General features: G+C 72.8%; 20 protein-coding genes. 10 read left to right on the top strand and 10 right to left on the bottom strand.

The window, feature by feature from the left end:
• Window positions 1-169: 169 nt before the first annotated feature.
• Together AB0N04_RS12135 and AB0N04_RS12130 are read right to left on the bottom strand one after the other, a co-directional pair.
• Window positions 170-1,435 (bottom strand): amidohydrolase, encoded by a 1,266-nt coding sequence (locus AB0N04_RS12135; RefSeq protein ID WP_360219552.1) that lies wholly within the window; start codon window positions 1,433-1,435, stop codon window positions 170-172.
• 183 nt (window positions 1,436-1,618) lie between these two features.
• The gene (locus AB0N04_RS12130; RefSeq protein WP_360219549.1) at window positions 1,619-3,208 is read right to left on the bottom strand and encodes a methylmalonyl-CoA mutase family protein; all 1,590 of its coding nucleotides are present in this window, start codon (window positions 3,206-3,208) and stop codon (window positions 1,619-1,621) included.
• A 195-nt stretch (window positions 3,209-3,403) separates the two neighbouring features.
• Between AB0N04_RS12130 and AB0N04_RS12125 the strand changes: the two genes are divergently transcribed.
• From AB0N04_RS12125 to AB0N04_RS12115, 3 genes are all read left to right on the top strand, one after another.
• Entirely contained in the window at window positions 3,404-4,144 is a 741-nt protein-coding gene (locus AB0N04_RS12125; protein WP_360219546.1) for an SDR family oxidoreductase, read from the top strand.
• A gap of 68 nt (window positions 4,145-4,212) precedes the next feature.
• A complete protein-coding gene (locus AB0N04_RS12120) occupies window positions 4,213-5,862 on the top strand; it encodes an alpha/beta hydrolase (protein ID WP_360219543.1) in 1,650 nt (549 codons plus the stop codon).
• 323 nt (window positions 5,863-6,185) lie between these two features.
• Window positions 6,186-6,671, top strand: coding sequence for a 2-oxo-4-hydroxy-4-carboxy-5-ureidoimidazoline decarboxylase (locus AB0N04_RS12115; RefSeq protein WP_360219619.1), 486 nt, complete (start codon window positions 6,186-6,188; stop codon window positions 6,669-6,671).
• A 27-nt stretch (window positions 6,672-6,698) separates the two neighbouring features.
• Here the strand turns inward: AB0N04_RS12115 and AB0N04_RS12110 are convergent, their stop codons facing one another.
• Window positions 6,699-7,481 carry a hypothetical protein gene (locus AB0N04_RS12110; protein ID WP_360219540.1) on the bottom strand — a complete coding sequence of 261 codons (783 nt, stop codon included), beginning with the start codon at window positions 7,479-7,481 and terminating at the stop codon, window positions 6,699-6,701.
• Window positions 7,482-7,761: 280 nt separating this feature from the next.
• Between AB0N04_RS12110 and sdhC the strand changes: the two genes are divergently transcribed.
• Genes sdhC through AB0N04_RS12090 form a run of 4 tightly spaced genes read left to right on the top strand, consistent with a single transcriptional unit; the run spans window position 7,762 to window position 11,209 of the window.
• Window positions 7,762-8,142, top strand: a complete 381-nt coding sequence (gene sdhC / locus AB0N04_RS12105; protein WP_360219537.1) for a succinate dehydrogenase, cytochrome b556 subunit — start codon at window positions 7,762-7,764, stop codon at window positions 8,140-8,142.
• 8 nt (window positions 8,143-8,150) lie between these two features.
• The gene (gene sdhD / locus AB0N04_RS12100; RefSeq protein WP_360219534.1) at window positions 8,151-8,642 is read left to right on the top strand and encodes a succinate dehydrogenase, hydrophobic membrane anchor protein; all 492 of its coding nucleotides are present in this window, start codon (window positions 8,151-8,153) and stop codon (window positions 8,640-8,642) included.
• A 51-nt stretch (window positions 8,643-8,693) separates the two neighbouring features.
• Window positions 8,694-10,436, top strand: coding sequence for a succinate dehydrogenase flavoprotein subunit (sdhA, locus tag AB0N04_RS12095; RefSeq protein WP_360219531.1), 1,743 nt, complete (start codon window positions 8,694-8,696; stop codon window positions 10,434-10,436).
• Complete coding sequence (locus AB0N04_RS12090) at window positions 10,436-11,209, top strand: succinate dehydrogenase iron-sulfur subunit (protein ID WP_360219528.1); 774 nt, start codon at window positions 10,436-10,438, stop codon at window positions 11,207-11,209. Before sdhA ends, AB0N04_RS12090 begins: the two co-directional genes overlap by 1 nt.
• Before the next feature lie 83 nt (window positions 11,210-11,292).
• Here the strand turns inward: AB0N04_RS12090 and AB0N04_RS12085 are convergent, their stop codons facing one another.
• Window positions 11,293-11,553, bottom strand: coding sequence for a hypothetical protein (locus tag AB0N04_RS12085; RefSeq protein WP_360219525.1), 261 nt, complete (start codon window positions 11,551-11,553; stop codon window positions 11,293-11,295).
• 202 nt (window positions 11,554-11,755) lie between these two features.
• Here AB0N04_RS12085 and AB0N04_RS12080 point away from each other — a divergent pair, with 202 nt between their 5' ends.
• Window positions 11,756-12,904 carry a D-alanyl-D-alanine carboxypeptidase gene (locus AB0N04_RS12080; RefSeq protein ID WP_360219616.1) on the top strand — a complete coding sequence of 383 codons (1,149 nt, stop codon included), beginning with the start codon at window positions 11,756-11,758 and terminating at the stop codon, window positions 12,902-12,904.
• Between the two features lie 55 nt (window positions 12,905-12,959).
• Here the strand turns inward: AB0N04_RS12080 and AB0N04_RS12075 are convergent, their stop codons facing one another.
• Both AB0N04_RS12075 and AB0N04_RS12070 read right to left on the bottom strand, forming a co-directional pair.
• The gene (locus AB0N04_RS12075; RefSeq protein ID WP_360219522.1) at window positions 12,960-13,910 is read right to left on the bottom strand and encodes a YihY/virulence factor BrkB family protein; all 951 of its coding nucleotides are present in this window, start codon (window positions 13,908-13,910) and stop codon (window positions 12,960-12,962) included.
• Window positions 13,911-13,999: 89 nt separating this feature from the next.
• Complete coding sequence (locus AB0N04_RS12070; RefSeq protein WP_360219519.1) at window positions 14,000-14,998, bottom strand: glycosyltransferase family 2 protein; 999 nt, start codon at window positions 14,996-14,998, stop codon at window positions 14,000-14,002.
• Between the two features lie 133 nt (window positions 14,999-15,131).
• Here AB0N04_RS12070 and AB0N04_RS12065 point away from each other — a divergent pair, with 133 nt between their 5' ends.
• Window positions 15,132-18,704, top strand: a complete 3,573-nt coding sequence (locus AB0N04_RS12065) for a CDP-glycerol glycerophosphotransferase family protein (protein ID WP_363364108.1) — start codon at window positions 15,132-15,134, stop codon at window positions 18,702-18,704.
• A gap of 276 nt (window positions 18,705-18,980) precedes the next feature.
• Entirely contained in the window at window positions 18,981-21,497 is a 2,517-nt protein-coding gene (locus AB0N04_RS12060; RefSeq protein ID WP_360223069.1) for a CDP-glycerol glycerophosphotransferase family protein, read from the top strand.
• On the opposite strand, the gene AB0N04_RS12055 is transcribed toward AB0N04_RS12060, so the two are convergent.
• The 4 genes from AB0N04_RS12055 to AB0N04_RS12040 form a co-directional block, all read right to left on the bottom strand.
• Window positions 21,482-21,970, bottom strand: coding sequence for a 2'-5' RNA ligase family protein (locus AB0N04_RS12055; protein ID WP_360223072.1), 489 nt, complete (start codon window positions 21,968-21,970; stop codon window positions 21,482-21,484). The two genes, AB0N04_RS12060 and AB0N04_RS12055, sit on opposite strands and share 16 nt — an antisense overlap.
• Window positions 21,971-22,032: 62 nt before the next feature.
• A complete protein-coding gene (gene trpS, locus AB0N04_RS12050; protein WP_360223075.1) occupies window positions 22,033-23,073 on the bottom strand; it encodes a tryptophan--tRNA ligase in 1,041 nt (346 codons plus the stop codon).
• Between the two features lie 30 nt (window positions 23,074-23,103).
• On the bottom strand, window positions 23,104-24,429 hold the full coding sequence (locus tag AB0N04_RS12045) for a hemolysin family protein (RefSeq protein WP_360223078.1): 1,326 nt from the start codon (window positions 24,427-24,429) through the stop codon (window positions 23,104-23,106).
• Window positions 24,430-24,504: 75 nt separating this feature from the next.
• The gene (locus tag AB0N04_RS12040; protein WP_360223081.1) at window positions 24,505-25,497 is read right to left on the bottom strand and encodes a malate dehydrogenase; all 993 of its coding nucleotides are present in this window, start codon (window positions 25,495-25,497) and stop codon (window positions 24,505-24,507) included.
• Window positions 25,498-25,536: the final 39 nt, after the last annotated feature.

The raw sequence follows: 25,536 nt of genomic DNA, 5'->3' as shown, positions 1-25,536 counted from the left end.
CTTCCCGTGCGCGGACGGTGATCCGGAACTGGTTTCAGACCAGTCTACGGAACTGTTCGAAAAGCCCGGATCAGCGCGGACCGGCCGGCGCCCTGCTGGGCACCGGCCGGTCCGGGGGGTCGTTCGCACACGTCGCGGGGACCTGCCGCACGGGCGGCGGTCCGCCGGCTCAGAGCTGCGGCTCGTCCAGGGCCAGCGCCGCGAAGAGCTCCACGCCGATCCCGATCGCCCGCTCGTCGACGTCGAAGCGGCCCTGGTGCAGGTCCCGGACGGCGGTGTCACCGGGGGCGCGGACGCCGAGCCGGGCCAGCGCGCCCGGGGCGTGCTCCAGGTACCAGGAGAAGTCCTCGCCGCCCAGGCTCTGCTCGGTGCCCTCCACCACCTGCAGGCCGTCCGCCCCGCCGGCCGTGCCGAACCGGGCCGTCATCGCCGCGTCCAGCAGCGCGACCGAGACCGCCTCGTTCACCACCGGCGGCACCCCGCGGTGGTAGTCCAGCGTCCACTTCGCCCGGTAGGTCTCGGCGAGCTTGGCGATCAGCTCGTGCAGCAGGTCCGGCGCCTCGCGCCAGCCGTCCAGCTCCAGGCAGCGGACGGTGCCCTCCAGCTCGGCGTGCTGCGGGATGACGTTGGGCGCGGAGCCGGCGGCGATCCGGCCCCAGACCAGGCTGACGCCCCAGCGCGGGTCCATCCGGCGGGCCAGCGCACCCGGCAGGTCGGCGGCCATCCGGGCGATCGCGGTCACCAGGTCGGTGGTCAGGTGCGGGCGGGCGGTGTGGCCGCCGGGGCCGTCCAGGTGGAGCACCAGGCGGTCGCAGGCCGAGGTGATGGCGCCGGTGCGCAGCGCGATCCGGCCCACCTCCACCTTGGGGTCGCAGTGCACGGCGAAGATCCGGCCGACCCCGTCCATCCCGCCGGCCTTGATGACGTCCAGCGCGCCGCCCGGCATGACCTCCTCGGCCGGCTGGAAGACCAGCCGCACCGGGCGGCCCAGCTCGCCGGTGCGGGCGGCCTCCGCCAGCACCAGGGCGGTGCCGAGCACCACCGAGGTGTGCACGTCGTGCCCGCAGGCGTGGGCCCGCCCGGGGACGGTCGAGCGGTACGGCACGTCGCTCTTGGCGTCGTCGATGGGCAGCGCGTCGATGTCGGCGCGGAAGGCCAGGAACTCGGCGTCCGGGGCGGTGCCGGCCGGGACGACGTCGACGATCAGCCCGGTGCCGCCGGGCAGCACCCGCGGGCTCAGGCCCGCCGCCACCAGCCGGTCGCGGATCAGACCGGTGGTGCGGAACTCCTGTCGGCCGAGCTCCGGATGCCGGTGCAGATCACGGCGGAAGGCGATCAGCTCGGGCTCCAGCCTCCTGACCCTGGCGCGCAGATCGGCGGCGGGGCGTGCGGCGGCGAGAGTGGCGCCCGGCTGAGCGGGCTCAGGACGGTTCATCTCAACAAGAGTAGGCCTGTTGGGGGGATTTGGCCCGACTTCCGGAAAACTAGTCCCCGGATGGGCGCATACCGGCCGAACAGGTGGGTATGACATCTCGTTTCAGCCGCCTTCCCCGGGTTGCTTGCCCTGTGCAACGATCACCCGGGCCGGTGGACACGGGCGCGGTGCCTTGACGGCGGCTCAGAAGCGGTCCACCGGGGAGTACCCGCCCCACACCCCGCGCAGCGCGTCGCAGACCTCGCCGACGGTGGCCCGGGCGGCCAGCGCCTCCTTCATCGGGTACAGCACGTTGTCCGCCCCCTCCGCGGCGCGGCGCAGCGCGTCCAGGGCCCGGGTGACGGCCGCGGAGTCGCGGTCGGCGCGCAGCCGGGCCAGCCGTTCGGCCTGCCGCCGCTCGATCGCCGGATCCACCCGCAGCGGGTGATAGGGCTCCTCGGTCTCCAGCCGGAAGCGGTTGACGCCCACCACCGTCCGCTCGCCCGAGTCGGTCTCCTGCTGGATCCGGTAGGCGGTGCGCTCGATCGCGGCCTTCTGGAAGCCCTGCTCGATCGCGGCCACCGCGCCGCCCAGCTCCTCGACCCGGGCCATCAGCGCCAGTGCGGCGGCCTCCACCTCGTCGGTCATCGACTCCACGGCGTAGGAACCGGCGAACGGGTCCACGGTGGCGGTCACGTCCGTCTCGTGGGCGATCACCTGCTGCGTCCGCAGGGCGAGCCGGGCCGCCTTCTCGGTGGGCAGCGCGATCGCCTCGTCGAAGGCGTTGGTGTGCAGCGACTGGGTACCGCCGAACACCGCGGCGAGCGCCTGCACCGAGACCCGGACCAGGTTCACCTCGGGCTGTTGGGCGGTCAGCTGCACCCCGGCGGTCTGGGTGTGGAAGCGCAGCATCCGCGAGCGGGGGTCCCGCGCGCCGAACTCCTCGCGCATCACCCGGGCCCAGATCCGCCGGGCGGCGCGGAACTTGGCGACCTCCTCCAGCAACGTGGTGCGGGCCACGAAGAAGAAGGAGAGCCGCGGCGCGAAGTCGTCCACGGCCATCCCGGCGGCCAGCGCCGTGCGGACGTAGGCGATGCCGTTGGCCAGCGTGAAGGCGATCTCCTGCGCCGGGTCCGCCCCGGCCTCGGCCATGTGGTACCCGGAGATCGAGACGGTGTTCCAGCGCGGGATCTCGGCCCGGCAGTAGCGCATGAGGTCCGCGACCAGCCGGAGCGAGGGCTGCGGCGGGAAGATGTAGGTGCCCCGGGCGATGTACTCCTTCAGCACGTCGTTCTGGACGGTGCCGGTGAGCCGGGCCGGCGCCACCCCCCGGGCCTCGCCGACGAGCTGGTAGAGCAGCAGGAGCAGCGCGGCGGGCGCGTTGATGGTCATCGAGGTGGACACCGCGTCCAGCGGGATCCCGTCGAACAGCGTCGCCATGTCCTCGACCCCGTCGACGGCCACGCCCACCTTGCCGACCTCCCCGGCGGCCTGCGGCGCGTCCGAGTCGTAGCCCATCTGGGTGGGCAGGTCGAAGGCCACCGAGAGTCCGGTGCCGCCGCCCGCGATCAGCTGCCGGTAGCGGGCGTTGGACTCGGCGGCGGTGCCGAAGCCCGCGTACTGCCGCATCGTCCACGGCCGCCCGGTGTACATCGTCGGGTGGACGCCCCGGGTGTACGGGTACTCCCCCGGGCGTCCGAGCCGGCTCGCCGGGTCCCAGCCGGCCAGCGCCTCCGGGCCGTACAGCGGCTCGATCTCGAATCCTGACTCGGAGCGGCGCGGTTCCGCGGCCATGGGCCCTCCTGGGGGCGGGAGCGGTGGTCCTCGCAATGTAGGGCGCGTCCGGCGGTTCCCGGCGGCCCGGCGCGCGGCGTCCGGGTGCCGGCCGCGCAGGGGCGTGACCGGGCGGCGGGCGCGCGGACGGGGTTGAGATGATCGGGTGAACGACCGAATGTGCGTACCCCCACACCGAGCCCCCAGGGAGTGGCAATGACCGAGCAGAAGGTGGCCGTGGTCACCGGTGCCAGCAGCGGAATCGGCGCGGCGACCGCCCGCCGGCTGGCGGCCGAGGGCTTCGACGTGGTGCTGACCGCCCGGCGGACCGAGCGGATCGAGGCGCTGGCCAAGGAGATCGGCGGCCGGGCCCACACCGTGGACGTCACCGACCGGGCCGCCGTGGACGCCTTCGCGGCCGAGGTCGGCCGGGTGGACGTGCTGGTGAACAACGCCGGCGGGGCGATCGGCGCCGAGAGCGTCGAGCACGGCGACCCGGCCGACTGGCGGGCGATGTACGAGGTGAACGTGCTCGGCGTGCTGCACATGACGCAGGCGCTGCTGCCGGCCCTGCGGGCCAGTGGCGACGGCACGGTGCTGGTGCTCTCCTCGACCGCCGCACTCACCGCGTACGAGGGCGGCGGCGGGTACGTCGCCGCCAAGCACGCCGCGCACACCATCGCGGCCACGCTGCGGCTGGAGCTGTGCGGGGAGCCGATCCGGGTGATCGAGATCGCCCCCGGCATGGTGCGCTCCGAGGGCTTCGCGGTCACCCGCTTCCGCGGCGACGAGGAGAAGGCCGCCGCCGTGTACGCCGGCGTGGCCGAGCCGCTGACCTCCGAGGACGTCGCGGACACCGTGGCCTGGGCGGTCACCCGCCCCCCGCACGTCAACATCGACCTGCTGGTGGTCCGGCCGCGCGCCCAGGCGGCCAACCACAAGGTGCATCGCGCCTGATCAGCGCCGGTCCGGGCGGCCCGGGGCCCGGTGATCATGCGCACCGTGCCGAGTGATACACACGTGCGATGAGAACCTTCCGGGCCGCCCGCCCACGGGTGCTGCTGACCGCCCTCGCGGCCGGCACCCTGCTGCTCGCCACCGCGTGCGACGACACCGCCGGACCCGCCCGGGGCCAGGCCGCCGGCACCACCGCGCCCGCCACCGCGAGTCCGACCGCCACGCCGACGCCCACCCCCGAGCCCACCGGGGAGGCCGACCCGGCCCTCAAGCCGTTCTACGGTCAGCAGATCACCTGGGCGGACTGCCCCGCGGACCCGAAGGCCGAGCAGGCCAAGGTCGACCTCTCCACGCTGAAGTGCGGCAAGCTGCACGTCCCGCTCGACTACGCGAACCCCGCCGGCGACGCCCTCGACCTCGCCCTGGTGAAGTACCCCGCCGCCAAGCCGGACCAGCGCCTGGGCTCGCTCATGGTCAACCCCGGCGGCCCGGGCGGCTCCGGCGTCGAGATGGTCACCTTCGGCACCAAGGACTTCGCCGGCAGCCTGCACAACCGCTACGACGTGATCGGCTTCGACCCGCGCGGCACCGGCGCCAGCTCGCCGATCCACTGCCTCGACGACAAGCAGCGCGACGCCGAGTCCCAGCAGGACGCCCCGCTCGACCCGGTGGCCCGCAAGGCCCAGTCGGACCGGCAGGACGCCGAGTTCACCGCCGCCTGCCAGGCGAAGTCCGGCAAGCTGCTGCCCTTCGTCGGCACCCGCAACACGGCGCGCGACCTGGACGTGCTGCGCGCCGCCGCCGGGGACCGCAAGCTCAACTACCTGGGCATCTCCTACGGCACCTACCTGGGCTCGCTCTACGCGGAGGAGTTCCCCGGCAACACCGGACGGCTCGTCCTGGACGGCGCCGTGGACCCGGCCGCCGACGACCTCGACGCCTCCGTGAGGCAGATCGTCGGCTTCGAGACGGCCTTCGACCGCTTCGCCGCCGACTGCGTCGAGAACCACGCGGACGAGTGCGCGCTCGGCAAGGACCCGGCCGGCGCCGCCAAGAAGGCCGCCGACTTCCTGGACGGCCTGCGCGACCACCCGCTGCCGACCAAGGACGGACGCAAGGTCGGCAGCGACCTGGCCTGGACGGCCGTCCGCTCGGCGCTCTACGGCGACGAGAACCAGACCTGGAACTACCTGCGGGTCGGCCTCACCGTGGCGATCAAGGCCGGCAAGGGCGACGTCCTGCTGGCCTTCTCCGACGACTACAACGAGCGCGACGAGAACGGCCACTACACGCCGCTCCACGAGGCGCACGCCGCGATCGGCTGCGCCGACGGGGCGGCCCCGGCACCGACGCCCGAGCGCGCCCAGCAGGCCGTGCAGCAGCTCCAGCAGCAGGCCCCGCTGATGACCAAGGGCGTGAGCGTCGAGGACTTCACCGAGGACTCCTGCCACGGATGGCCCTACAAGTCCCCCGAGAAGCCGCACACCATACGGGCCGAGGGCGCCGCCCCGATCCTGGTGGTCGGCTCGACCGGCGACCCGGCCACCCCGTACGCCTCGGCCGAGGCGCTCGCCAAGGGCTTCGCCAAGGCCACCCTGCTCACCCGGGTCGGCGAGGGCCACGGCGCCTTCGGCAAGGGCAACGCCTGCATCGACCAGGCCCTGGAGACCTACCTGATCGACGGCACCATGCCGGCCGAGGGGACCCGCTGCTCCTGACCCCGACCGGGCCGGCCACCGGCCGCCCACCGGGCCGGACCTAGCAGACGACGGCGGGGAGGGCGCTGACACGAAGGTGTCAACGTCACAACTTGATAGCTCGTCCGGATGAATTCCGCGCGCGCCCTCCCCAACTGATGACCGCTCAACTACCTTTGAGGAGTTGTCGACGGGCGCTCGAAGCCGCTCGCGGCCCCCCATACTTCAGCTGCTCCACCCACCCCACTCCACCGGCACCTTCCCGCCCTCACGAGGAGGACCCGCTGGCCAGCGACATCCCGCCACAGCGGCCCGAACCCAGCTCGGAGCCGACCCTCCTCGGGCTGCACCGCTTCAACGAGGCCGACGCCGGCGCCGCCGAGGAGGCCCTCCTGGCCTGCTGCGGCAGCCGCCGGTGGGCCCTGCGGCTCACCGCCCACCGGCCCTACCCCGACATAGGGTCCCTGCTGGCCGCCGCCAGCGAGGCCTCCTACGACCTCCGCCCGGCCGACCTCGCCGAGGCGCTCGCCGACGAGAGCTGGATGCCGCAGCCGCTGCTCGGCATGCGGGCGCCGGGCAGCCAGGCCGCGCACACCGCGCTGCGGGCCGCCCACGCGGCGTACGAGGCCAGGTTCGGCCACGTGTTCGTGGTCTGCCTGGAGGGCGTCGCCCCGGAGGAGATGCTCGACACCGTGCTCTCCTCGATCCGCACCCGACTCGCCAACGACCCGGACGAGGAGCGGCTGATCGCGGCGGACGAACTCCGCCGGATCGCCCTCACCCGGCTGGAGCACCTGGTCGCCACCCACTCGGAGGCCGGGGCGCGCTGAGCCGGCCGCCGCCCCGACCCACCCGCCCTACCCGCCCGTCGGCCCGACCGCCTGCGCGGCCCGGAGCTTGGCCACCTGTCGCCGGACGACCAGTTCGTCCGGCGCGGCGGCCGGCTCGGTGGCGACGCCGAAGGTGGTGAACACCGCGAGCACCGGCCCGACCCGGGCCAGCACCGCGCGCTGGGAGAGCACCGCGCTCCCCGATTCATTCGTGAGGGTGAATCCGAGGGCCGCGTCCGCTCCCCCGGGAGTGGGCGTGTCCACCCGGCTCAGCCGGTGCCCGGTCCGGATCGGCGCCTTCCTCCCCTGCTTCTCGGCGGGCGGGGCCGGCGCCGCCGAGGTGAACGCGGCGCACGGGCCGAACAGCTTCTCCAGCTCCGCCTGCAGTGCGGCGGCCCGCCCCGTCCGGTAGCCGAGCAGCCCGCCGTACAGCCCGCGCTCGGGGTCGGTCGCCCGCGCCACGCCGAGGTCCGTCTCCGCGTACGGGTAGCCCGGCCCCGGCGAGGCGGTGGCGGCGCCCGACGCGGCCGGGGTCACCGCGTCCAGCAGCGGCTGGCAGGCCGGCACGTCCGCCACCTCCCGCCCGGCCCCGGCCCCGGTGTCCCCGTGACCGGGCGTCATCACCGTCACCGCGTAGCCCGCCCCGAGGTCCGCGTCGGCCACCGCGGCGGCGCGCAGCTCGGCCGCGGACAGCTCCCGGGCGGGCGCCGCCCGGTCCGCGGAGGGGCCGCCGACGGTGGTGCAGCCCGCGGCGAGCAGCAGCAGACCGGCGAGGGCGGCGGCGGACGGTCGGGCGGGGCGGAACGGCACGGGGGCCTCGGCAGGGTGTCGGCGGCGGATCCGGCGCGGTGGGTCCGGCGGCGGGGCGGGCCGCCACCGTAGCGCAGCCGAACCGTCACCCAGAGCGACGGAACGGGCTCCGGTTCCCGTCCAACTAGGCCAGTCGTGCCTGATTGATCACACCTGAGGCCCCCGGAGGCGGTTCACCAGACGGCGTCGATAGGATGCTGGCGGCCGGTGGACCGTACCCGGCCGGGCTGACCGACACCGAAGCCGGCCGAGCCCCCAATCGCTTCCGGAGGGTTTTTCCGTGCCGGCTGGAACGCTGTACCGCGGCCGGGAAGGCATGTGGAGCTGGGTGGCTCATCGAGTCACCGGCGTCCTCATCTTCTTCTTCCTGTTCGCCCATGTCCTGGACACCGCGCTGGTGCGGGTGTCGCCCGAGGCCTACGACACCGTCATTCAGACGTACAAGACGCCTCTCGTGAACCTGATGGAGTACGGCCTGGTGGCCGCCATCCTGTTCCACGCCCTCAACGGCCTGCGGGTCGTCGCGGTCGACTTCTGGGCCAAGGGCCCGAAGTACCAGAAGCAGATGCTCTGGACCGTCGTCGGCGTCTGGGTCGTCCTGATGGCCGGCTCCTTCTACGGGATCCTGCAGCACACGCTGATCTCCTGGTTCGGGAAGTGAGCCGACACATGTCCACGGAAATCTCCGACGCGCTGGTGGTCCCCTCCGCCCAGGCGCACACCGGCAAGGGCCTCGGCACCGGGAACCCGGCCGACGAGTTCGTCATCGAGCCTCCGCGCAAGCGGACCGCGAAGACCCCGCGCCGCACCCGCACCAACTTCGAGATGCTGGCCTGGCTCTTCATGCGCCTGTCCGGTGTCGTCCTGGTCGTGCTGATCCTCGGCCACCTGCTGATCATGCTGGTGCTCGACGGCGGCGTCTCCAAGATCGGCTTCGCCTTCGTGGCCGGCCGCTGGGCCTCGCCGTTCTGGCAGGTCTGGGACCTCGCGATGCTGTGGCTCGCCATGCTGCACGGCGCCAACGGCATGCGTCAGGTCATCAACGACTACGCCGAGAAGGACTCGACCCGGCTCTGGCTCAAGGGGCTCATGGGTACCGCCACGGTCTTCACCGTGCTGCTCGGCACCCTGGTGATCTTCACCTTCGACCCCAACATCTGAGCCGCGAGCAACATCGGACATCGGCAGAGGCCAGAGGCGAGTTAACCCCCCATGCAGATTCACCAGTACGACACCGTCATCGTCGGCGCCGGCGGCGCCGGCATGCGCGCGGCCATCGAGTCGACGCAGCGCAGCCGCACCGCGGTCCTGACCAAGCTCTACCCCACCCGGTCCCACACCGGCGCGGCCCAGGGCGGCATGTGCGCCGCCCTCGCCAACGTCGAGGAGGACAACTGGGAGTGGCACACCTTCGACACGGTCAAGGGTGGTGACTACCTGGTCGACCAGGACGCCGCCGAGATCATGTGCAAGGAGGCCATCGACGCCGTCCTCGACCTGGAGAAGATGGGTCTGCCCTTCTCCCGCACCGAGCAGGGCCGCATCGACCAGCGCCGCTTCGGCGGGCACTCCCGCAACCACGGCGAGGCCCCGGTCCGCCGCTCGTGCTACGCGGCCGACCGCACCGGCCACATGATCCTCCAGACGCTGTTCCAGAACTGCGTCAAGCACGGCGTCGAGTTCTTCAACGAGTTCTACGTCCTCGACCTGCTGCTCAACGAGGGCAGGACGGCCGGCGTCGTCGCCTACGAGCTGGCCACCGGCGAGATCCACGTCTTCCAGGCCAAGTCGGTCGTGTTCGCCTCCGGCGGCACCGGCAAGTTCTTCAAGGTCTCCTCCAACGCCCACACCCTCACCGGTGACGGCCAGGCCCTGGTCTACCGCCGCGGCCTGCCGCTGGAGGACATGGAGTTCTTCCAGTTCCACCCGACGGGCATCTGGCGCATGGGCATCCTGCTCACCGAGGGCGCCCGCGGCGAGGGCGGCATCCTGCGCAACAAGGACGGCGAGCGCTTCATGGAGCGCTACGCCCCCGTCATGAAGGACCTCGCGTCCCGTGACGTCTGCTCCCGCGCGATCTACACCGAGATCCGCGAAGGCCGCGGCTGCGGTCCGGACGGCGACCACGTCTACCTGGACCTCACCCACCTGCCGCCGGAGCAGCTGGACGCCAAGCTCCCGGACATCACCGAGTTCGCCCGCACCTACCTCGGCATCGAGCCCTACACGGACCCGATCCCGATCCAGCCCACCGCGCACTACGCCATGGGCGGCATCCCGACCAACGTCGAGGGTGAGGTGCTGCGCAACAACACCGAGGTCGTCCCGGGCCTGTACGCGGCCGGCGAGGTCGCCTGCGTGTCCGTGCACGGCGCCAACCGCCTGGGCACCAACTCGCTGCTGGACATCAACGTGTTCGGCAAGCGCGCGGGCGTCGCCGCCGCCGACTACGCGCAGACGGTGGACTACACCGAGCTGCCCGAGAACCCGGCCGAGAAGGTCCAGGCCATGGTCGACGGCCTGCGCGAGTCCACCGGCACCGAGTCCGTGGCGCAGATCCGCAAGGAGCTGCAGGAGACCATGGACGCCAACGCCATGGTCTACCGCACCGGCGCCACCCTGAAGCAGGCCGTCGAGGACATCGCCGCGCTGCGCGAGCGCTACAAGCACGTCTCCATCCAGGACAAGGGCTTCCGCTACAACACGGACCTGCTGGAGGCCGTCGAGCTGGGCAACCTGCTCGACCTGGCCGAGGTGCTGGCCGTGTCCGCGCTGGCCCGCGAGGAGTCCCGCGGCGGCCACTACCGCGAGGACTTCCCGACCCGTGACGACGTGAAGTTCATGCAGCACACCATGGCGTACCAGGAGGTTGCCGCCGACGGCACCACCTCCATCCGCCTCGACTACAAGCCGGTCGTCACGACCCGCTACCAGCCGATGGAGCGTAAGTACTGATGAGCACTCCGACCGTGGAGAAGCACTCGGCCGCTCTGGACGCGGCCGAGAGCGGTGCCACCCAGCTGATCACCGTCACCTTCCGGATCCGCCGGTTCAACCCGGAGGAGCACCCGGACCCGGTGTGGGTCGACTACCAGCTCGAGATGGACCCGAAGGAGCGCGTCCTGGACGCGCTCAACAAGATCAAGTGGGAGCAGGACGGCACCCTCACCTACCGCCGTTCCTGCGCGCACGGCATCTGCGGCTCCGACGCCATGCGGATCAACGGCCGCAACCGGCTGGCGTGCAAGACCCTGATCAAGGACGTCAACCCGGAGAAGCCGATCACGATCGAGGCCATCAAGGGCCTCACGGTCCTCAAGGACCTGGTCGTGGACATGGACCCGTTCTTCCAGGCGTACAAGGACGTCATGCCGTTCCTCATCACCAAGGGGAACGACCCGACGCGCGAGCGCCTGCAGTCCGCCGAGGACCGCGAGCGCTTCGACGACACCACCAAGTGCATCCTGTGCGCCGCGTGCACGTCGTCCTGCCCGGTGTTCTGGAACGACGGCCAGTACTTCGGCCCGGCCGCCATCGTCAACGCGCACCGCTTCATCTTCGACTCGCGTGACGAGGGCGCCGAGCAGCGCCTGGAGATCCTCAACGACCGTGAGGGCGTGTGGCGCTGCCGCACCACCTTCAACTGCTCCGAGGCCTGCCCCCGTGGCATCGAGGTCACCAAGGCGATCCAGGAAGTGAAGCGGGCCCTGGTCACCCGCCGCTTCTGAGCCACCCGGCCCGGCCCGACGAAGGCCCCCGTCCGCGGTGCGGACGGGGGCCTTCGCGCGTACCGGCGGCGCGGTCGCCGGCCTCAGTCCGCGGCCGGGGCGGCGCGGCGGGCGGCGCGCAGGCCGCGGACCCCGACGGAGCCGACGGCGATGCCGAGGAGGAAGGAGGTGACGGCGAGGAGGAGGTGCACCCAGAAGAAGGCGGTCGGCTGGGAGTGGTCGCCGCCGGTGAAGGCCTGGCCGCCGGAGTCCTTCCACAGGTTCTTGACGAAGGTCGTCCAGATGATCATCGACCAGACGCCGAAGGCGGTCAGGAACCAGGAGGTGCGGCGGCTGAGCTTCATGGGATCCTCGGCGGGGGTGTGAAGGCGGTGTGCGTCCCCAGTATGCGCGGACGGCCGATCGGCGTACGGCGGGGCCCTCCTGCGGAGGACCGGCCCGGTGCGGCGGACGGCCGGCGCCCGGAGTGGGTACGGTCAGCTGGTGCCCACAGCCCGTCACACGTTCGCCCACCTGTGCGCCGCGGTCACCGCGGCCCTCCCCGTCCTGCTCGTCGCCCCGGCGGCGGCCGCCGCCCCGTACGAGCCGCCCCCGCCCACCGCGGTCGGCGGCGGCCGGCTCGGGCTCCCCGGGGTCCAGGTCGACCCGCTGGCCGGCGCCCCGGCGCTGCCCGGGGACCTCACCGGCCAGTCCTGGATAGTCTCCGACGCCACGTCGGGAGAGGTGCTGGCGGCGAACAACCCGCACCTGAAGCTGCCCCCGGCGAGCACCCTGAAGATCCTCTTCGCGGACACCGTGCTGCCCAAGTTCGACCGCAACCTGGTGCACCGGGTCGCGGACGAGGAGATCCTGGGGATCGGCGCCGGCAGCAGCCTGGTCGGCATCAAGGAGAACCTCGACTACCGGGTCGAGGACCTGTGGCGCGGGGTGTTCCTGAGCTCGGGCAACGACGCCGTGCACGTCCTCGCGCACATGAACGGCGGCGTGCAGCAGACCGTCGGCGAGATGCAGGCCCGCGCCGACGCCCTGCAGGCCCGGGACACCCGGGTGATCTCGCCGGACGGGTACGACATGGACGGCCAGGTCTCCTCGGCCTACGACCTCACCCTGTTCGCCCGGGCCGGCCTGCGCAATCCCGACTTCCGGATGTACTGCGCCACCCGGGACGCGATGTTCCCCGGCGCGGTGGACAAGAACACCGGCCAGCGCGGCAGCTTCGGGATCGCCAACACCGACCGGCTGCTGGGCAAGTACCCCGGCCTGATCGGGGTGAAGAACGGCACCACCACCAACGCGGGCTCCACCTTCGTCGGCGCCGCCGAGCGCAACGGCCGGACCCTGCTGGTGACGGTGATGCACCCGGCCAGCTACCAGAAGGTCTACGACGAGACGGCCGCGCTGCTGGACTGGGGCTTCGCGGCGGCCGACAAGGTGCGACCGGTCGGCCGGCTGGTCGACGAGCTGCCGCCCGGCGGCGAGCCGACCGGCCAGGCCGGCGGCGCCGCCGGCGTTCCCGCGCCCCCGCCGCACCCGTCCCCCACCGCCACGGCACCCGCCACCCCGGCGGCGGCCCCCGCCGCGGCCTCCCGGGGCACCGGGCCCGGCCTCGGCGGCTGGCTGGCCGTCGCGCTGGCCGTGGCCGCGGGCGGCTACGGGGCGCTGGTCGTGCACCGCCGCCGCAGGGCCGCCGGCTGATCCGCCGACGGGCCCGGGCACGGGCCCAGGGCTCAGGGGCCGGCTCCCAGGACGCTCAGGACTGGGCCGGACCCTGGGCCCTGGCCGCCGGCTCCGCCGCGGCCCCCGCCTCGTCGGCCGCCTCGATGACGGCCCGGCCGTGGGCCCTGGCCCGCTCCCGGGCGGCCTCCGGGTCGGCGAGGGCCGTCCAGGCCACGCAGTACATCAGCAGCCGGCTGACGAAGTTGATCCAGAGCAGCAGCGCCACCGGTACGCCGAAGGCGCCGTAGAGGCTCTTCCCGGCGACCGAGCCGAGGTAGGAGGCGAGCAGGATCTTCAGCGCCTCGAAGCCGACCGCGCCGATCAGCGCCCCCTGCAGCACGTCCCGCCGGCGCTGGCCGCCGATGCCGGGGAAGGGCGCCAGCAGGTAGGCGAAGAGCAGGGTGTCGCACCCTATGGCGATGAGGATGCCGATCCCGGTGAGCAGGTAGCCGTTGTGCAGGCCGAGCTGGTCGGCGATCCGCCCGGCCAGCGTCGTCCCCGCGGCGGAGGCGCCCAGCGAGACCAGCGAGACCAGGCCGAGGCCGCCGAGCACCACGCAGTCCCACGCCTTGCGCAGCACCGGGTTGCCGTCCTCCTCGGGCAGCTGCCACACGTCCCGGATCGAGGTGCGCATGGTGTCCACCCAGCCGAGGCCGGAGATCAGCAGCAGTGCCCCGCTGACGAGTCCGACGGCGCCCGCGTTGGCCACCAGCGACGGCAGGTTGAGTGCGTCGGAGATGCCCGGCAGCTGGTCGGAGATGCGTTTCTGAATGTCCGCCACCCGGCTGTCGCTGAACGTCGCCACGGCGATCGCCAGGGCGACGGTGAGCAGCGGGAACAGGGCGAGGAAGCCGAAGAAGGTGACCGCGCCGGCCAGTCTGTTCCCGCGGGCCGCGGTGAAGTGCTCGTACACCCGGTACGGGCGGCTGCGCAGCAGTCGCGTCACGAGCGGGCCGATGACCGGAAGGCGGGTCAGGAAGTCCACCCGACCGGTTATACCGGCCCGTCCCCCGAACGGCCGTCAGGCTCGACGCGCGGCCGGGGCCGCGTCGTGGCCGCCGGGGCCCGCCGCAGCTAGCCGCGGACCAGCCGGCGGGCCCGGGCGAGCGCCCTGACGGCCTGGTAGGCGCCGTAGCGGCCGTGGCTCAGCAGTTCGGTGCGCACGCCGTCGACGCCCGCCGGGGGGCGGTAGCCGGCCGGGCGCAGCCGGGCGCAGTGGGCGGCCGCGCGGCGGAAGTACTCGCGGCGGTCGCCGGGCGGGACCCGGCCGGGCTTGGAGACGACCGTGTTGAGGTGGTGCAGCATCCGGCCGTAGACGACGGGGCGCCAGTGGTCCAGGTCGGGGCGGCCGTCCAGGAAGCCGAAGACCAGGTCGTACTGGTCGAAGACGTCGAAGTGCTTGCGGCTGGCGGTGGCCAGGATGTTGCCGCCCTCCTGGCGCTGGCGGTAGTGCACGCCGACCTCGTCGAGCAGGGTGATCCGGGCGGCGGCGAGGAGCGCCGGGTACGTCCAGGGGGTGTCCTCGTAGTAGCCGGCCGGGAAGACCAGCCGCTGCGCGGTGACGAAGTCGCGGCGGTAGGCCTTGTTCCAGACGACCTGCAGCAGGTCGAGCAGGTCCGGGCGGGCGGCGAGGTCGAAGACCTCGGGGGAGGCGGCGCCGAAGACGTGGGCCGAGGCGGCGCGGGTGATCCGGCCGTCGACGTAGGTGCGGGCGTAGTCGTAGACCAGGACGTCCGGGTCGCCGGTGGCGGTGAGCCGGTCGTCGACGCTCTTGAGCAGGTTCGGGGTGAGCGTGTCGTCGCTGTCGAGGAAGACCACGTAGTCGCCGGTGGCGACCTCCAGGCCGGCGTTGCGGGCCCGGCCGAGTCCGACGTTCTCCGGCAGGTGCAGCACCCGGATCCGCGGGTCCGCGGCGGCGGCCTCGTCGAGCATCGCGCCGCAGCGGTCCGGGGAGCGGTCGTCGACCGCGATCAGTTCCAGGTCGGGGCCGCCCTGGCCGAGGACCGAGTCGAGGCACTCGGCGAGGTAGTCCTGGACCTTGAACACGGGGACGATCACGCTGAAGCGGGGCACGGGCCCCAGAGTAGTGGCCCGGAGGGGCCGCGGAGCCCGGAGGTAGGATCGGGGCGCACGTACGCACCGATCAAATGCGGTCACGCCCCCCACGGGCTGCCACGCTCCTTCCCGAGAAAGGCCTGCGTAGCCGATGGCTCCCCGCCTCTCCATCGTCGTTCCGATCTACAACGTCGAGCGTTACCTGGTCGAATGCCTCGACTCGATCGCCGCCCAGACCTTCACGGACTTCGAGTGCGTCATGGTCGACGACGGTTCGAAGGACGACAGCGCGGCCCTCGCCGAGGCTTACGCGGCCAAGGACTCCCGGTTCCGGCTGGTCCGCCAGGTGAACAAGGGCCTCGGCGCCGCCCGCAACACGGGCATCCGGCACATCGACCCGGACTCCGAGTTCCTGTGCTTCGTCGACAGCGACGACTCGATGCCGCCGAGCGCGTACGAGCTGATGATCAGCACGCTCGACGAGACCGGCTCGGACTTCGCCACCGGCAACGTGCTGCGCTTCCGCGCCGTGGGCTACTACCAGTCCGGCGGGCACTCCAGGCCGTTCCGGGAGACCAAGCTCAAGACGCACATCACCGAGATCCCGGCGCTGGTCACCGACCGCACCGCGTGGAACAAGGTGTACCGCCGCTCCTTCTTCGACGCGGCCGGCATCCTCTACCCCGAGGGCATCCTGTACGAGGACGCCCCGGTCAGCGTGCCGCACCACTACCTCGCCAAGAGCGTGGACGTCCTCTCCGAGCCGATCTACCACTGGCGCGAGCGCGAGGTCGGCGAGATGTCGATCACGCAGATGCGGACCAACCCCAAGGGCCTGATCGACCGCGTCACCTCGGTCGAGCTGGTCCGCGGCTGGCTGAAGAAGCAGACCGAGCCGCGCTTCGCCCAGTACCTGCGCTCCTACGACGAGAACACCCTCGTCGAGGAGATCCCGATGTTCTTCTGGTCCGTCGTGGACGGCGACAAGGAGTACCGGGACGCCTACCTCAAGAACGTCAGCCGGCTGCTCCGGGCGATCGGCCCCGAGCAGGTCCGCAAGCTGCGGGCGCCGCTGCGGCTGAAGTACCACCTGACCCTGCAGGGCCGCATCGACGAGTTCGTCGAGCAGATCAAGTACGAGGGCGAGAGCAACGGCGGCGTCCAGGCCCGCGGCCTGCTGCGGCCGTACGCCGACTACCCGTTCCTGCGCGGCGGGCGCAAGAGCGTGCCGTCCGGCGTGCTCAAGCTCGACAACTCGCTGGTCATGCGCAGCCGGCTGTACGAGACCGGCTGGGTCGGCGGGCGGCTGGAGCTGTCCGGCCACGCGTACCCGGAGCAGATGGGCGCGGCCGGCAAGCACGACATGGTCCGCACCCTGGTGCTGCGCGAGGCCAAGGGCCGCCGGGTGATCGCGGTGCCGATGAAGACCACGTACAGCCCCGAGGCCACCGCCAGCTGCCACCACGACCTGTACAACTGCGACTGGGCCGGCTTCAACGTCTCCATCGACCCGAAGAAGCTCCGGCACCGCGGTCAGTGGAAGGACGGCAACTGGCGCGTCCTGGTGGCCGGCGCCGGCAAGGGCGGCGTCTACAAGGGCCGGATCTGGGCCGGCTGGAGCGACACCGCCCAGTACATCCCGGCGCACTGGGTCGAGCCGGACGTGCGGATCGTGCCGTGGGTCCGGGACGGCAGCGTCTACCTGCGGGTGGAGACCGTCAAGGCCCGGGTGACCGGCCTGGCCGCGCACGGCGGCCGGGTGGAGGTCTCGGGTGCGGCCCGCTCCGGCGCGAGCTTCGCCGGGGCCAAGCTGCGGCTCCTGCACGTCGAGTCGGACCGCGAGCTGGCCTACCCGGTGGAGCTGGGCACGCCGGTCGGCAGCCTGCAGCCGTTCACGGTCTCCTTCCCGGTGGCCGAGCTGACCGCCCTGCGCGAGTCCTGGGCCGAGCTGGACCCGGTGGCGGCCGACCGCGCCCGCGACCGCTGGGACACCTCGCTGGTGCTCGCCGACGGCAGCACCGTCGCGATCGCCTGGGACGACCGCAACGCCCCCTCGCAGCTGCACCTGGCGCTGAACCCGGAGGCCCCCTCGGACCGGCGCCGGGCCCTCTACTCCAAGCCCTCCCCCAGCGGCTACCTGCAGTTCTCCGACCAGCTGCTGCAGCCGGTGGTGGACGAGGTCTCCTCCCGCGGCGCCGACGGCTTCCTGCTCAGCGGCTCGTTCCCGCTGCCCGGCACGCACCGCTGGGAGCTCGTCGTCCGGCACAACTGGCGCGAGGAGGAGCACGTCTACCCCGTGGAGATCGCGGACGGCCGGTTCCGGACCGCGATGCCGGCCGTGCCGACGGCCTCCTTCGCCGGCCGGGTGCCGCTCGCCCAGGGCACCTGGGGCGTCTTCTTCCGCCCGCTCGGCGCCCCCGTCGAGGAGATGCCGAGCTCGTACGCGCTGATCGCGCCGGAGTGCTTCGGCGCGCTGCCGCTGGAGGTGGAGTCGCGCGGCAAGCGCGTCGTGCTGGAGCGCCGCCACCACGACGGGATCTCGCTGGAGTCGCACTCGGCGCTGCTGCCCGAGGAGCGCAGCGGCTACCGCCAGCGCCAGCTGCGCAACGTCGACTACCCGGGCGCCCGCCGGCACCCGCTGCGCGACGCCGTGCTGTACAACGTCGGCCTCGGCGGCCTGTACGCCGACTCCCCGCGGGCGATCCACGAGGAGCTGGTCCGCCGCGGCCTGCCGCTGGAGCACCTGTGGGGCAGCGACGACCTGCAGGCCGAGCTGCCGCAGACCGCGGGCGCGCTGCGGCTCTGGAGCCCGGAGTGGTTCGAGGCGCTGGCGACGGCCAAGTACATCGTCACCAGCACCCACCTGCCCGACTTCTTCGTCCGCCGCCCCGGCCAGGTCGTCGTGCAGACCTGGCTCGGCAGCCCGCTGAAGCAGATCGGCCTCGATTTCGAGAAGGTCTGGTTCACCGATTCGAACTACCTGAAGGGCCTCGCCAAGGAGGTTCCGAACTGGAGCCTGCTGGTCGCCGGGAACAGCTGGTCGGCTCCGGTGCTGCGACGCGCGTTCGACTACAAGGGCGAGATCCTGGAGAGCGGTTCGCCCAGGAACGACCTCCTCTTCGCGGTCGACCGGGAGAAGACCGCCGAGCAGGTCCGGGAACGGCTCGGCCTGCCCGAGGGCAAGAAGGTCGTGCTCTACGCGCCGACCTGGCGCGAGGACCGGCGCCGGCCGGACGGCGGCTACCAGCTGGACCTGCGGATCGACCTGGAGGCGGCCAAGGCCGCGCTCGGCGACGACCAGGTGCTCCTGGTGCGCCGGCACAGCATGATGTGCGGCCAGATCCCGGACGCCGGCAACGGCTTCGTCTGGGACGTCGGCAGCTACCCCGACATGGCGGAGCTGCTGCTGATCGCGGACGTGCTGGTCACCGACTACTCGGCGAGCGTCTTCGACTTCGCCGCGACCGGCAAGCCGGTGCTGTTCTTCACCTACGACCTGGAGCACTACCGCGACAACCTGCGCGGCTTCAGCCTGAACTTCGAGGCGGAGGCGCCCGGCCCGCTGCTGGCCACCTCCGAGCAGCTGGTCGACGCGCTCGGCCGGGTGGACGAGGTCGCGGCCGAGCACGCGGACCGGGCCGCCGCGTTCCGCGAGAAGTACTGCGACCTGGACGACGGCAAGGCCGCCGCCCGGGTGGTCGACGCGATGCTCCGAAAGGAGTAACCGCCCCCCGCCCCGCCGAGGCGCCCGACGCGATCCGCGTCGGGCGCCTCGGCGCATTCTGGACGTTTCCTGGACACTTCCCCGCCCTTTACGTCCGCATTACACTCGAACTCGTGTTTCGTTGACGAATTTCGCGGGAAATTCGCCGGACCGTACAGTTGACCCCGGGTGTCGTCCCGGTATGGGATGTCAATTCGGATCCGGCCCGGTGGATATCGGCCCGGAGCCCCGGTCCACCGCCATGGCCCGGCCGCCGTCCCGAAGGGCCCACCCCCGATGTCTGTGCTCACGCGGTTCGTCCTCCCCCACGCGGGCCCGCGGGTCGGCACCGACCGGCCCGCCGAGGACGAGGACGTCGTCTTCGGCCTGCTGCGCGCCCGCTGGACGGGCCGCGGGCTGGAGCTCACCGGCTTCGCCCGGCCGGACGACCTCGACACCGGCCGCCCCGGCTCCGCCTGGACCTGGCTGACCCTGCGCCACCCCGACCCGGACCTCCCGCCCGTCCACCTCCGCTCCCGGCCGCGCCGGCTGCCCGAGGTCACCGACGACAGCGCCCAGCCCGACCTCAACCACGACTGGTCCGGCTTCACCGCCCTGGTCGACCCGGCCCGGCTGCGCCGCGGCCCCGACTGGCCGCTCGGCGACTGGCAGGTCGAGGCCACCCTGTTCACCCGCCCGCGCCCGGCCCGGGTGCGGCGCCAGTACGGCTCCCTCGCCCCGCACTGGTGCGGCTCCGGCGAGTACCCGCCGGCCCGCTGGCTGGACCGGGACGTCCGCCTCCAGCCGGAGTTCTCCGACGGGCGGCTGCGGCTGCGGCTCGAACGCCCCGGCGTCCGGCTCACCCACGCCGCCCCCACCGCCGACGGCCTCGACCTGCGCGGCACCGCGCACGACCAGCCCGACGGCACCGTGCTGCGGCTGCGCCACCGGCAGAGCCCGGCCGTCATCGAACGGCCGGTCGCCCGCACCGGCGACCGCTTCGCCGTCCACGTCCCGTACCGGCCGTTCACCGCCGACGGCCGCGGCGCCGACGACCTCGAACACTGGGACGCCGAGTTGCAGCGCCCCGACGGCACCACCGAGCAGCTCTGCCTCGATGAGCGCCACGGCCGGGTGGCCGGCCAGCACCGGCTGCCCGGCGCCCCGGACCGCGCGCTCTACCTCAAGCACCTCGCCGACGGGCGGCTCCAGCTGTGCGTCCAGCCGGCGGCCGGCCTGGTCGAGCGGATCGCCGTCCGGGCCGGCGGCTTCGAGCTCACCGGCCACTGCCCTGGGGGCTCCGCCGACCGGCTGGAGCTCGTGCTGCGGCACACCGGCGTGGCCGGCGAGGTGCGCAGCCCCGTCGAGACCGGCCCCGGCGGCCGGTTCCTGGTCCGGGTGCCGGCGACCCGCACCGGCTCGGACGGCGCCGGCCTGCCGCTGCGCAAGGGCGTCTGGGAGGCGTCGCTGGAGCCCGTCGGGCACTCCGGCCCGAGCCGCCCGCTGCTCGCCGCGCCCGCCGCGCTCCCCGCCCTGCCCGCCGCCACCTCCGTCGGCGGCAAGCGGATCCTGCTGCAGCGCCGCTGGCACGACACCCTGCTGGTGGACTCCACCCCGGTGCTCACCGCCACCGAGCGCAGTGCCTGGACGCAGGCCCGGCTGCGCACCCGCGCGTACCCCGCCGCCCGCCGCGAGCCGCTGCGCGAGGCCGTGCTGTACGACGTGTTCGGCGGCCGCGGCTACGCCGACTCGCCGCGCGCGGTGCACGCCGAACTCGACCGCCGCAGCGCGCCGTTGGAGCACCTCTGGGTGGTCGACGACGCCCAGGCCGAACTCCCGCCCGGGGTGCGCGCCGTCCGGATCTGGAGCCCCGAGTGGTACCGGGCCCTGGCCACCTGCCGCTACCTCGTCGGCAACACCCACTTCCCGGACTTCCTGGAACGCCGCCCCGGCCAGGTGGTGGTGCAGACCTGGCACGGCTCACTGCTGAAGCGGATCGCCCACGACGTCGACAACCCCTGGCTGGCCGACCACGGCTACCTGGACGCGCTCGACCGGGAGACCCCGCAGTGGAGCCTGCTGCTCTCCCCCAGCCCGTTCGCCACCCCGATCCTGCGCCGCGCCTTCCGCTACCAGGGCGAGATCCTGGAGGCCGGCTACCCCCGCAACGACGTGCTCGCCAGACCCGACCGACGCACCGCCGCGGCCGTCCGCCGCAGGCTCGGCGTCCCGGACGGCAAGCGGATCGTGCTGTACGCGCCGACCTGGCGGGAGGACCAGCAGCGCGGCGACGGCGACGGCTTCCGCTTCGACCTGCGCCTCGACCTCGACCACGCCCGGCGCCTGCTCGGCCCGGACCACGTGCTGCTGGTCCGCCCCCACGCGCACGTCCGCGAACCGCTGCCCGGCGCCGGGGACGGCTTCCTGTACGACTGCGGGGACTACCCGGACCCGCAGGAGCTGCTGCTGGTCGCGGACGTGCTGGTGACCGACTACTCGTCGATCATGTTCGACTTCGCCGTCACGGGCCGCCCGGTGCTCTTCTTCACCTACGACCTGGAGCACTACCGGGACACCCTGCGCGGCTTCTACTTCGACTTCGAGCCGCAGGCCCCCGGCCCGCTCGTCCCCACCTCCGCCGGACTGCTCCGCGCGCTGCGCGAACTCGCCGACGGCGGCACCGGGCTGCCGCCCGGCTACGCCGAGCGCCACCGCCGCTTCCGGGCCGAGCACTGCGTCCTGGACGACGGCGGGGCGTCCCGCCGGGTGGTGGACCGGATGCTGGAGCTGGGGGCGGGTCAGGAGAACCGGTAGCCGCGCCAGGGCCGCCAGACCTCGTCCGCGTCGAAGCGGGAGAGGCTGAAGCCCGGCACGTCGAAGGCCGCCCGGAAACCGCGGGCCTGCGCGTACGCCTGGTCGAGCGCGTCCTCGGACAGGCCGTGCGCCACCGTCACGTGCGGGTGGTAGGGGAAGGCCAGCTCGCGGGCCAGCGGGCCGGAGCGGACGTCCGCCTCCAGCAGGCGGCACTCCTGCGCGCCCTCCTCGACCCGGACGAACACCACCGGGGAGACCGGGCGGAAGGTCCCGGCGCCGCTCAGCAGCATCCGGAACGGCCGGTGCGCGGCGGCCACCGCGGCCAGGTGCTCCTCGATCTTCGGCAGCGCCCCGGCCGGCACCTCGGTCGGCGGCAGCAGGGTCACGTGCGTCGGTATCGACCGGGCCTGCGGATCGCCGTGCCCGGCGCGGGCGTCCTGGATCTCCGTCCCGTACGGGTCCGGGACGCTCACGGACACGCCGATGGTGAGGACCTCCGGGAGGTCCTCACCATCGGGCAGTCGCGGCAGCGCAGTCACCGCTTGGCGGCCGGGAGGAAGCCGATCCGGTCGTACACCGTCGCCAGCGTCTGCGCGGCCACCTCGCGGGCCTTCTCGCCGCCGATCGCCAGCACCCGGTCCAGCTCGGCCGGGTCGTCCAGGTAGACGCGGGTGCGCTCCTGGAACGGGGTGACCCACTCGGTGAACAGCTCGGCCAGCTCGGTCTTCAGGGCGCCGTACATCTTGCCCTCGAAGTGCGCGACCAGCTGCTCGACCGACTGGCCGCTGAGCGCCGAGTGGATGCGCAGCAGGTTGGAGACGCCGGCCTTCTCCTCCTCGTCGTAGGAGACCACGGTGCCGGTGTCGGTGACGGCGCTCTTGAACTTCTTGGCGCTCGTCTTCGCGTCGTCCAGCAGGCTGACCAGGCCCTTGGCCGAGGAGGCCGACTTGCTCATCTTGATCGCCGGGTCCTGGAGGTCCTGGATCTTGGCCGTCTCCTTGAGGATGTACGGCTTCGGGACCGTGAAGGTCGGGCTGTAGCGGGTGTTGAAGCGCTCCGCGAGGTCGCGGGTGAGCTCCACGTGCTGGCGCTGGTCCTCGCCCACCGGGACGGCGTCCGCCTGGTAAAGCAGGATGTCGGCGACCTGGAGGATCGGATAGGTGAACAGGCCCACGGAGGTGCCGGCGGCGCCCTGCTTGGCCGACTTGTCCTTGAACTGGGTCATCCGGGAGGCCTCGCCGAAGCCGGTGAGGCAGTTCATCACCCAGCCGAGCTGCGCGTGCTCGGGCACGTGCGACTGGACGAACAGGGTGCAGTGCTCAGGGTCCAGGCCGGCCCCGAGCAGCTGTGCGGCGGAGATCCGGGTGTTCTGGCGCAGCGTCGCCGGGTCCTGCTCCACGGTGATCGCGTGCAGGTCGACGACCATGTAGAAGGCGTCGTTCTCCTTCTGCAGGTCGACCCACTGGCGCACCGCGCCCAGGTAGTTGCCGAGGTGGAACGAGCCGGAGGTGGGCTGGATGCCGGAGAGCACCCGGGGACGGTCCTTGACCGGACCGGTGACCGCTGCGTTGACCATGCGCGCCATTGTTCCAGTTCCACCGGTCGCTCAGGAAACGTCTGCCCCTGGAGGTTCCGCCAGTGTGACCGCACTCACCCTCACCCTGGCGATCCGCCGGCCCTCCATCTTGGCCACCGTCAGCAGCACGCCGCCCCCGCCGTCGACCGGGACGCGCACCTGGTCGCCGTCCCGGGGGAGCCGGCCGAGCGAGGCGACCAGGCAGCCCGCCACCGTCTCGTACGGGCCCTCGGGCAGGGTGGCGCCGGTCTCCTCGGTGAAGTCGCCGAGGTTGAGCAGGCCGTCGAGCTCCATGCCGCCGCCGGCCAGCCGACGGGTGGCGGCGGTCTCCGGCCGGTCGTACTCGTCCCGGATCTCGCCGATCACCTCCTCGACCAGGTCCTCCAGGGTGACGATCCCGGCGGTGCCGCCGTACTCGTCCACCACGATCGCCAGGTGGTGGCCCTCCCGGCGCATCTCGCCCATCGCCTCCAGCACCAGCTTGGTGCCGGGCAGCAGCTTGACCGGGCGGGCCAGGTCGCGGGCCTTGACGGCCTGCTCGCCGCGCGCGCCGTACAGGTCGCGGACGTGGACGAAGCCGACCACCGCGTCGGCGCTGCCCTCGACCACCGGGTAGCGCGAGTGCGGCGAGGTGTCCGCCTGGTGCCGGACGGCGGCCAGCGGGCGCTCGGCGTCCAGGAAGGTCACCTCCGTCCTCGGGACCATCACCTCGCGCAGCTGGCGCTCCCCGGCGGAGAACACGTCCGCGATCAACGCGCGCTCGTCGCTGCCGAGTTCGGTGTTGGCGGCGACCAGGCCGCGGAGCTCCTCGGAGCTCATCGACCCGCGGCCGGCGGCCGGGTCGCCGCCGAGCAGGCGGACCATCAGGTTGGTGGAGTGACCGAGCAGCCAGATCACCGGGCGCAGCACCACCGACATCACGTCGACCACCGGCGCCGCGAGCACCGCGATGGACTCGGCGCGCTGCAGGCCGATGCGCTTGGGGGTGAGCTCGCCGAGCACCAGCGAGGCGTAGCTGATCACCAGGGTGAGGCCGACCAGGGCGATCGCGTCGGCGACGCCCTCGGTCAGCCCGGCCCGCACGAACAGCGGGGCGACCTTGCCGGACAGGGTGTCCGCGCCGAAGGCCGCGGACAGGAAGCCCATGCAGGTCACGCCGACCTGGACGGCGGCCAGGAAGCGGTTGGGGTCGGCGGCCAGGTGGGCGGCCCGGGCGGAGCGGCGGGTGCCGTGCGCCTCCAGGGTCCGGATCTGGCCCTCGCGCAGCGAGATCAGCGAGATCTCGGCGACGTTGAACAGTCCGCCCAGCAGGATGAAGACGAGGACGAGCGCGGCGTCCCCGAGGGTTTCGTTCACAGCGGGCCAGTGTAGGGCGACGGCCCGCCGCCCCTCGGGAGGGGCGGCGGGCCGTCGGGAGGCGTCGCGCGGGGCTCAGATGAGGCCGAGCTCCTGGACCGCGTCGCGCTCCTCGGTCAGCTCCTTGACCGAGGCGTCGATGCGGGCGCGCGAGAAGTCGGAGATCTCCAGGCCCTGGACGATCTCGAACTTGCCGGCCTTGGTGGTGACCGGGAAGGAGGAGATCAGACCGGCCGGGACGCCGTAGGAGCCGTCGGAGACGACGCCCATGGAGGTCCAGTCGCCCTCGGCGGTGCCGTTGACCCAGGTGTGCACGTGGTCGATGGCGGCGTTGGCGGCCGAGGCGGCCGAGGAGGCGCCGCGGGCGTCGATGATGGCCGCGCCGCGCTTGGCGACGGTCGGGATGAAGTCGTTCTCCAGCCAGGCCTGGTCGCTGCCGACGGCCTCGAAGGCCGGCTTGCCGGCGATCTCGGCCTGGAAGACGTCCGGGTACTGGGTGGCGGAGTGGTTGCCCCAGATGGTGACGCGCTTGATCTCGGAGACCGGCGCACCGGTCTTCAGGGACAGCTGGCCGACGGCCCGGTTGTGGTCCAGGCGGGTCATCGCGGTGAAGCGCTCGGCCGGGACGTCCGGGGCGTTGCGCTGGGCGATCAGGGCGTTGGTGTTGGCCGGGTTGCCGACCACCAGGACCTTGATGTCGTCCGCGGCGTGGTCGTTGATCGCCTTGCCCTGCGGGCCGAAGATGCCGCCGTTGGCCTGCAGCAGGTCGCCGCGCTCCATGCCCGCGGTGCGCGGACGGGCGCCGACCAGCAGCGCCACGTTGGCGCCGTCGAAGGCCTCGTTCGCGTTGTCCGTGATGGTGATGTCGCGCAGCAGCGGGAAGGCGCAGTCGACGAGCTCCATGGCGGTGCCCTCGGCGGCCTTGAGGCCCTGCGGGATCTCCAGGAGGCGCAGGTTCACCGGCACGTCGGCACCGAGCAGGTGGCCCGAGGCGATGCGGAAGAGCAGCGCGTAGCCGATCTGGCCGGCCGCTCCGGTGATGGTGACGTTGACGGGGGTGCGGGTCATTTCTACCTTCTCCAGCAAATCGCCAGGTGCCCCAGGCAC

Source organism: Kitasatospora sp. NPDC051702 (assembly GCF_040681575.1).
Taxonomy (GTDB): Bacteria; Actinomycetota; Actinomycetes; order Streptomycetales; family Streptomycetaceae; genus Kitasatospora.
This window is presented reverse-complemented; position numbering and strand designations above follow the sequence as displayed.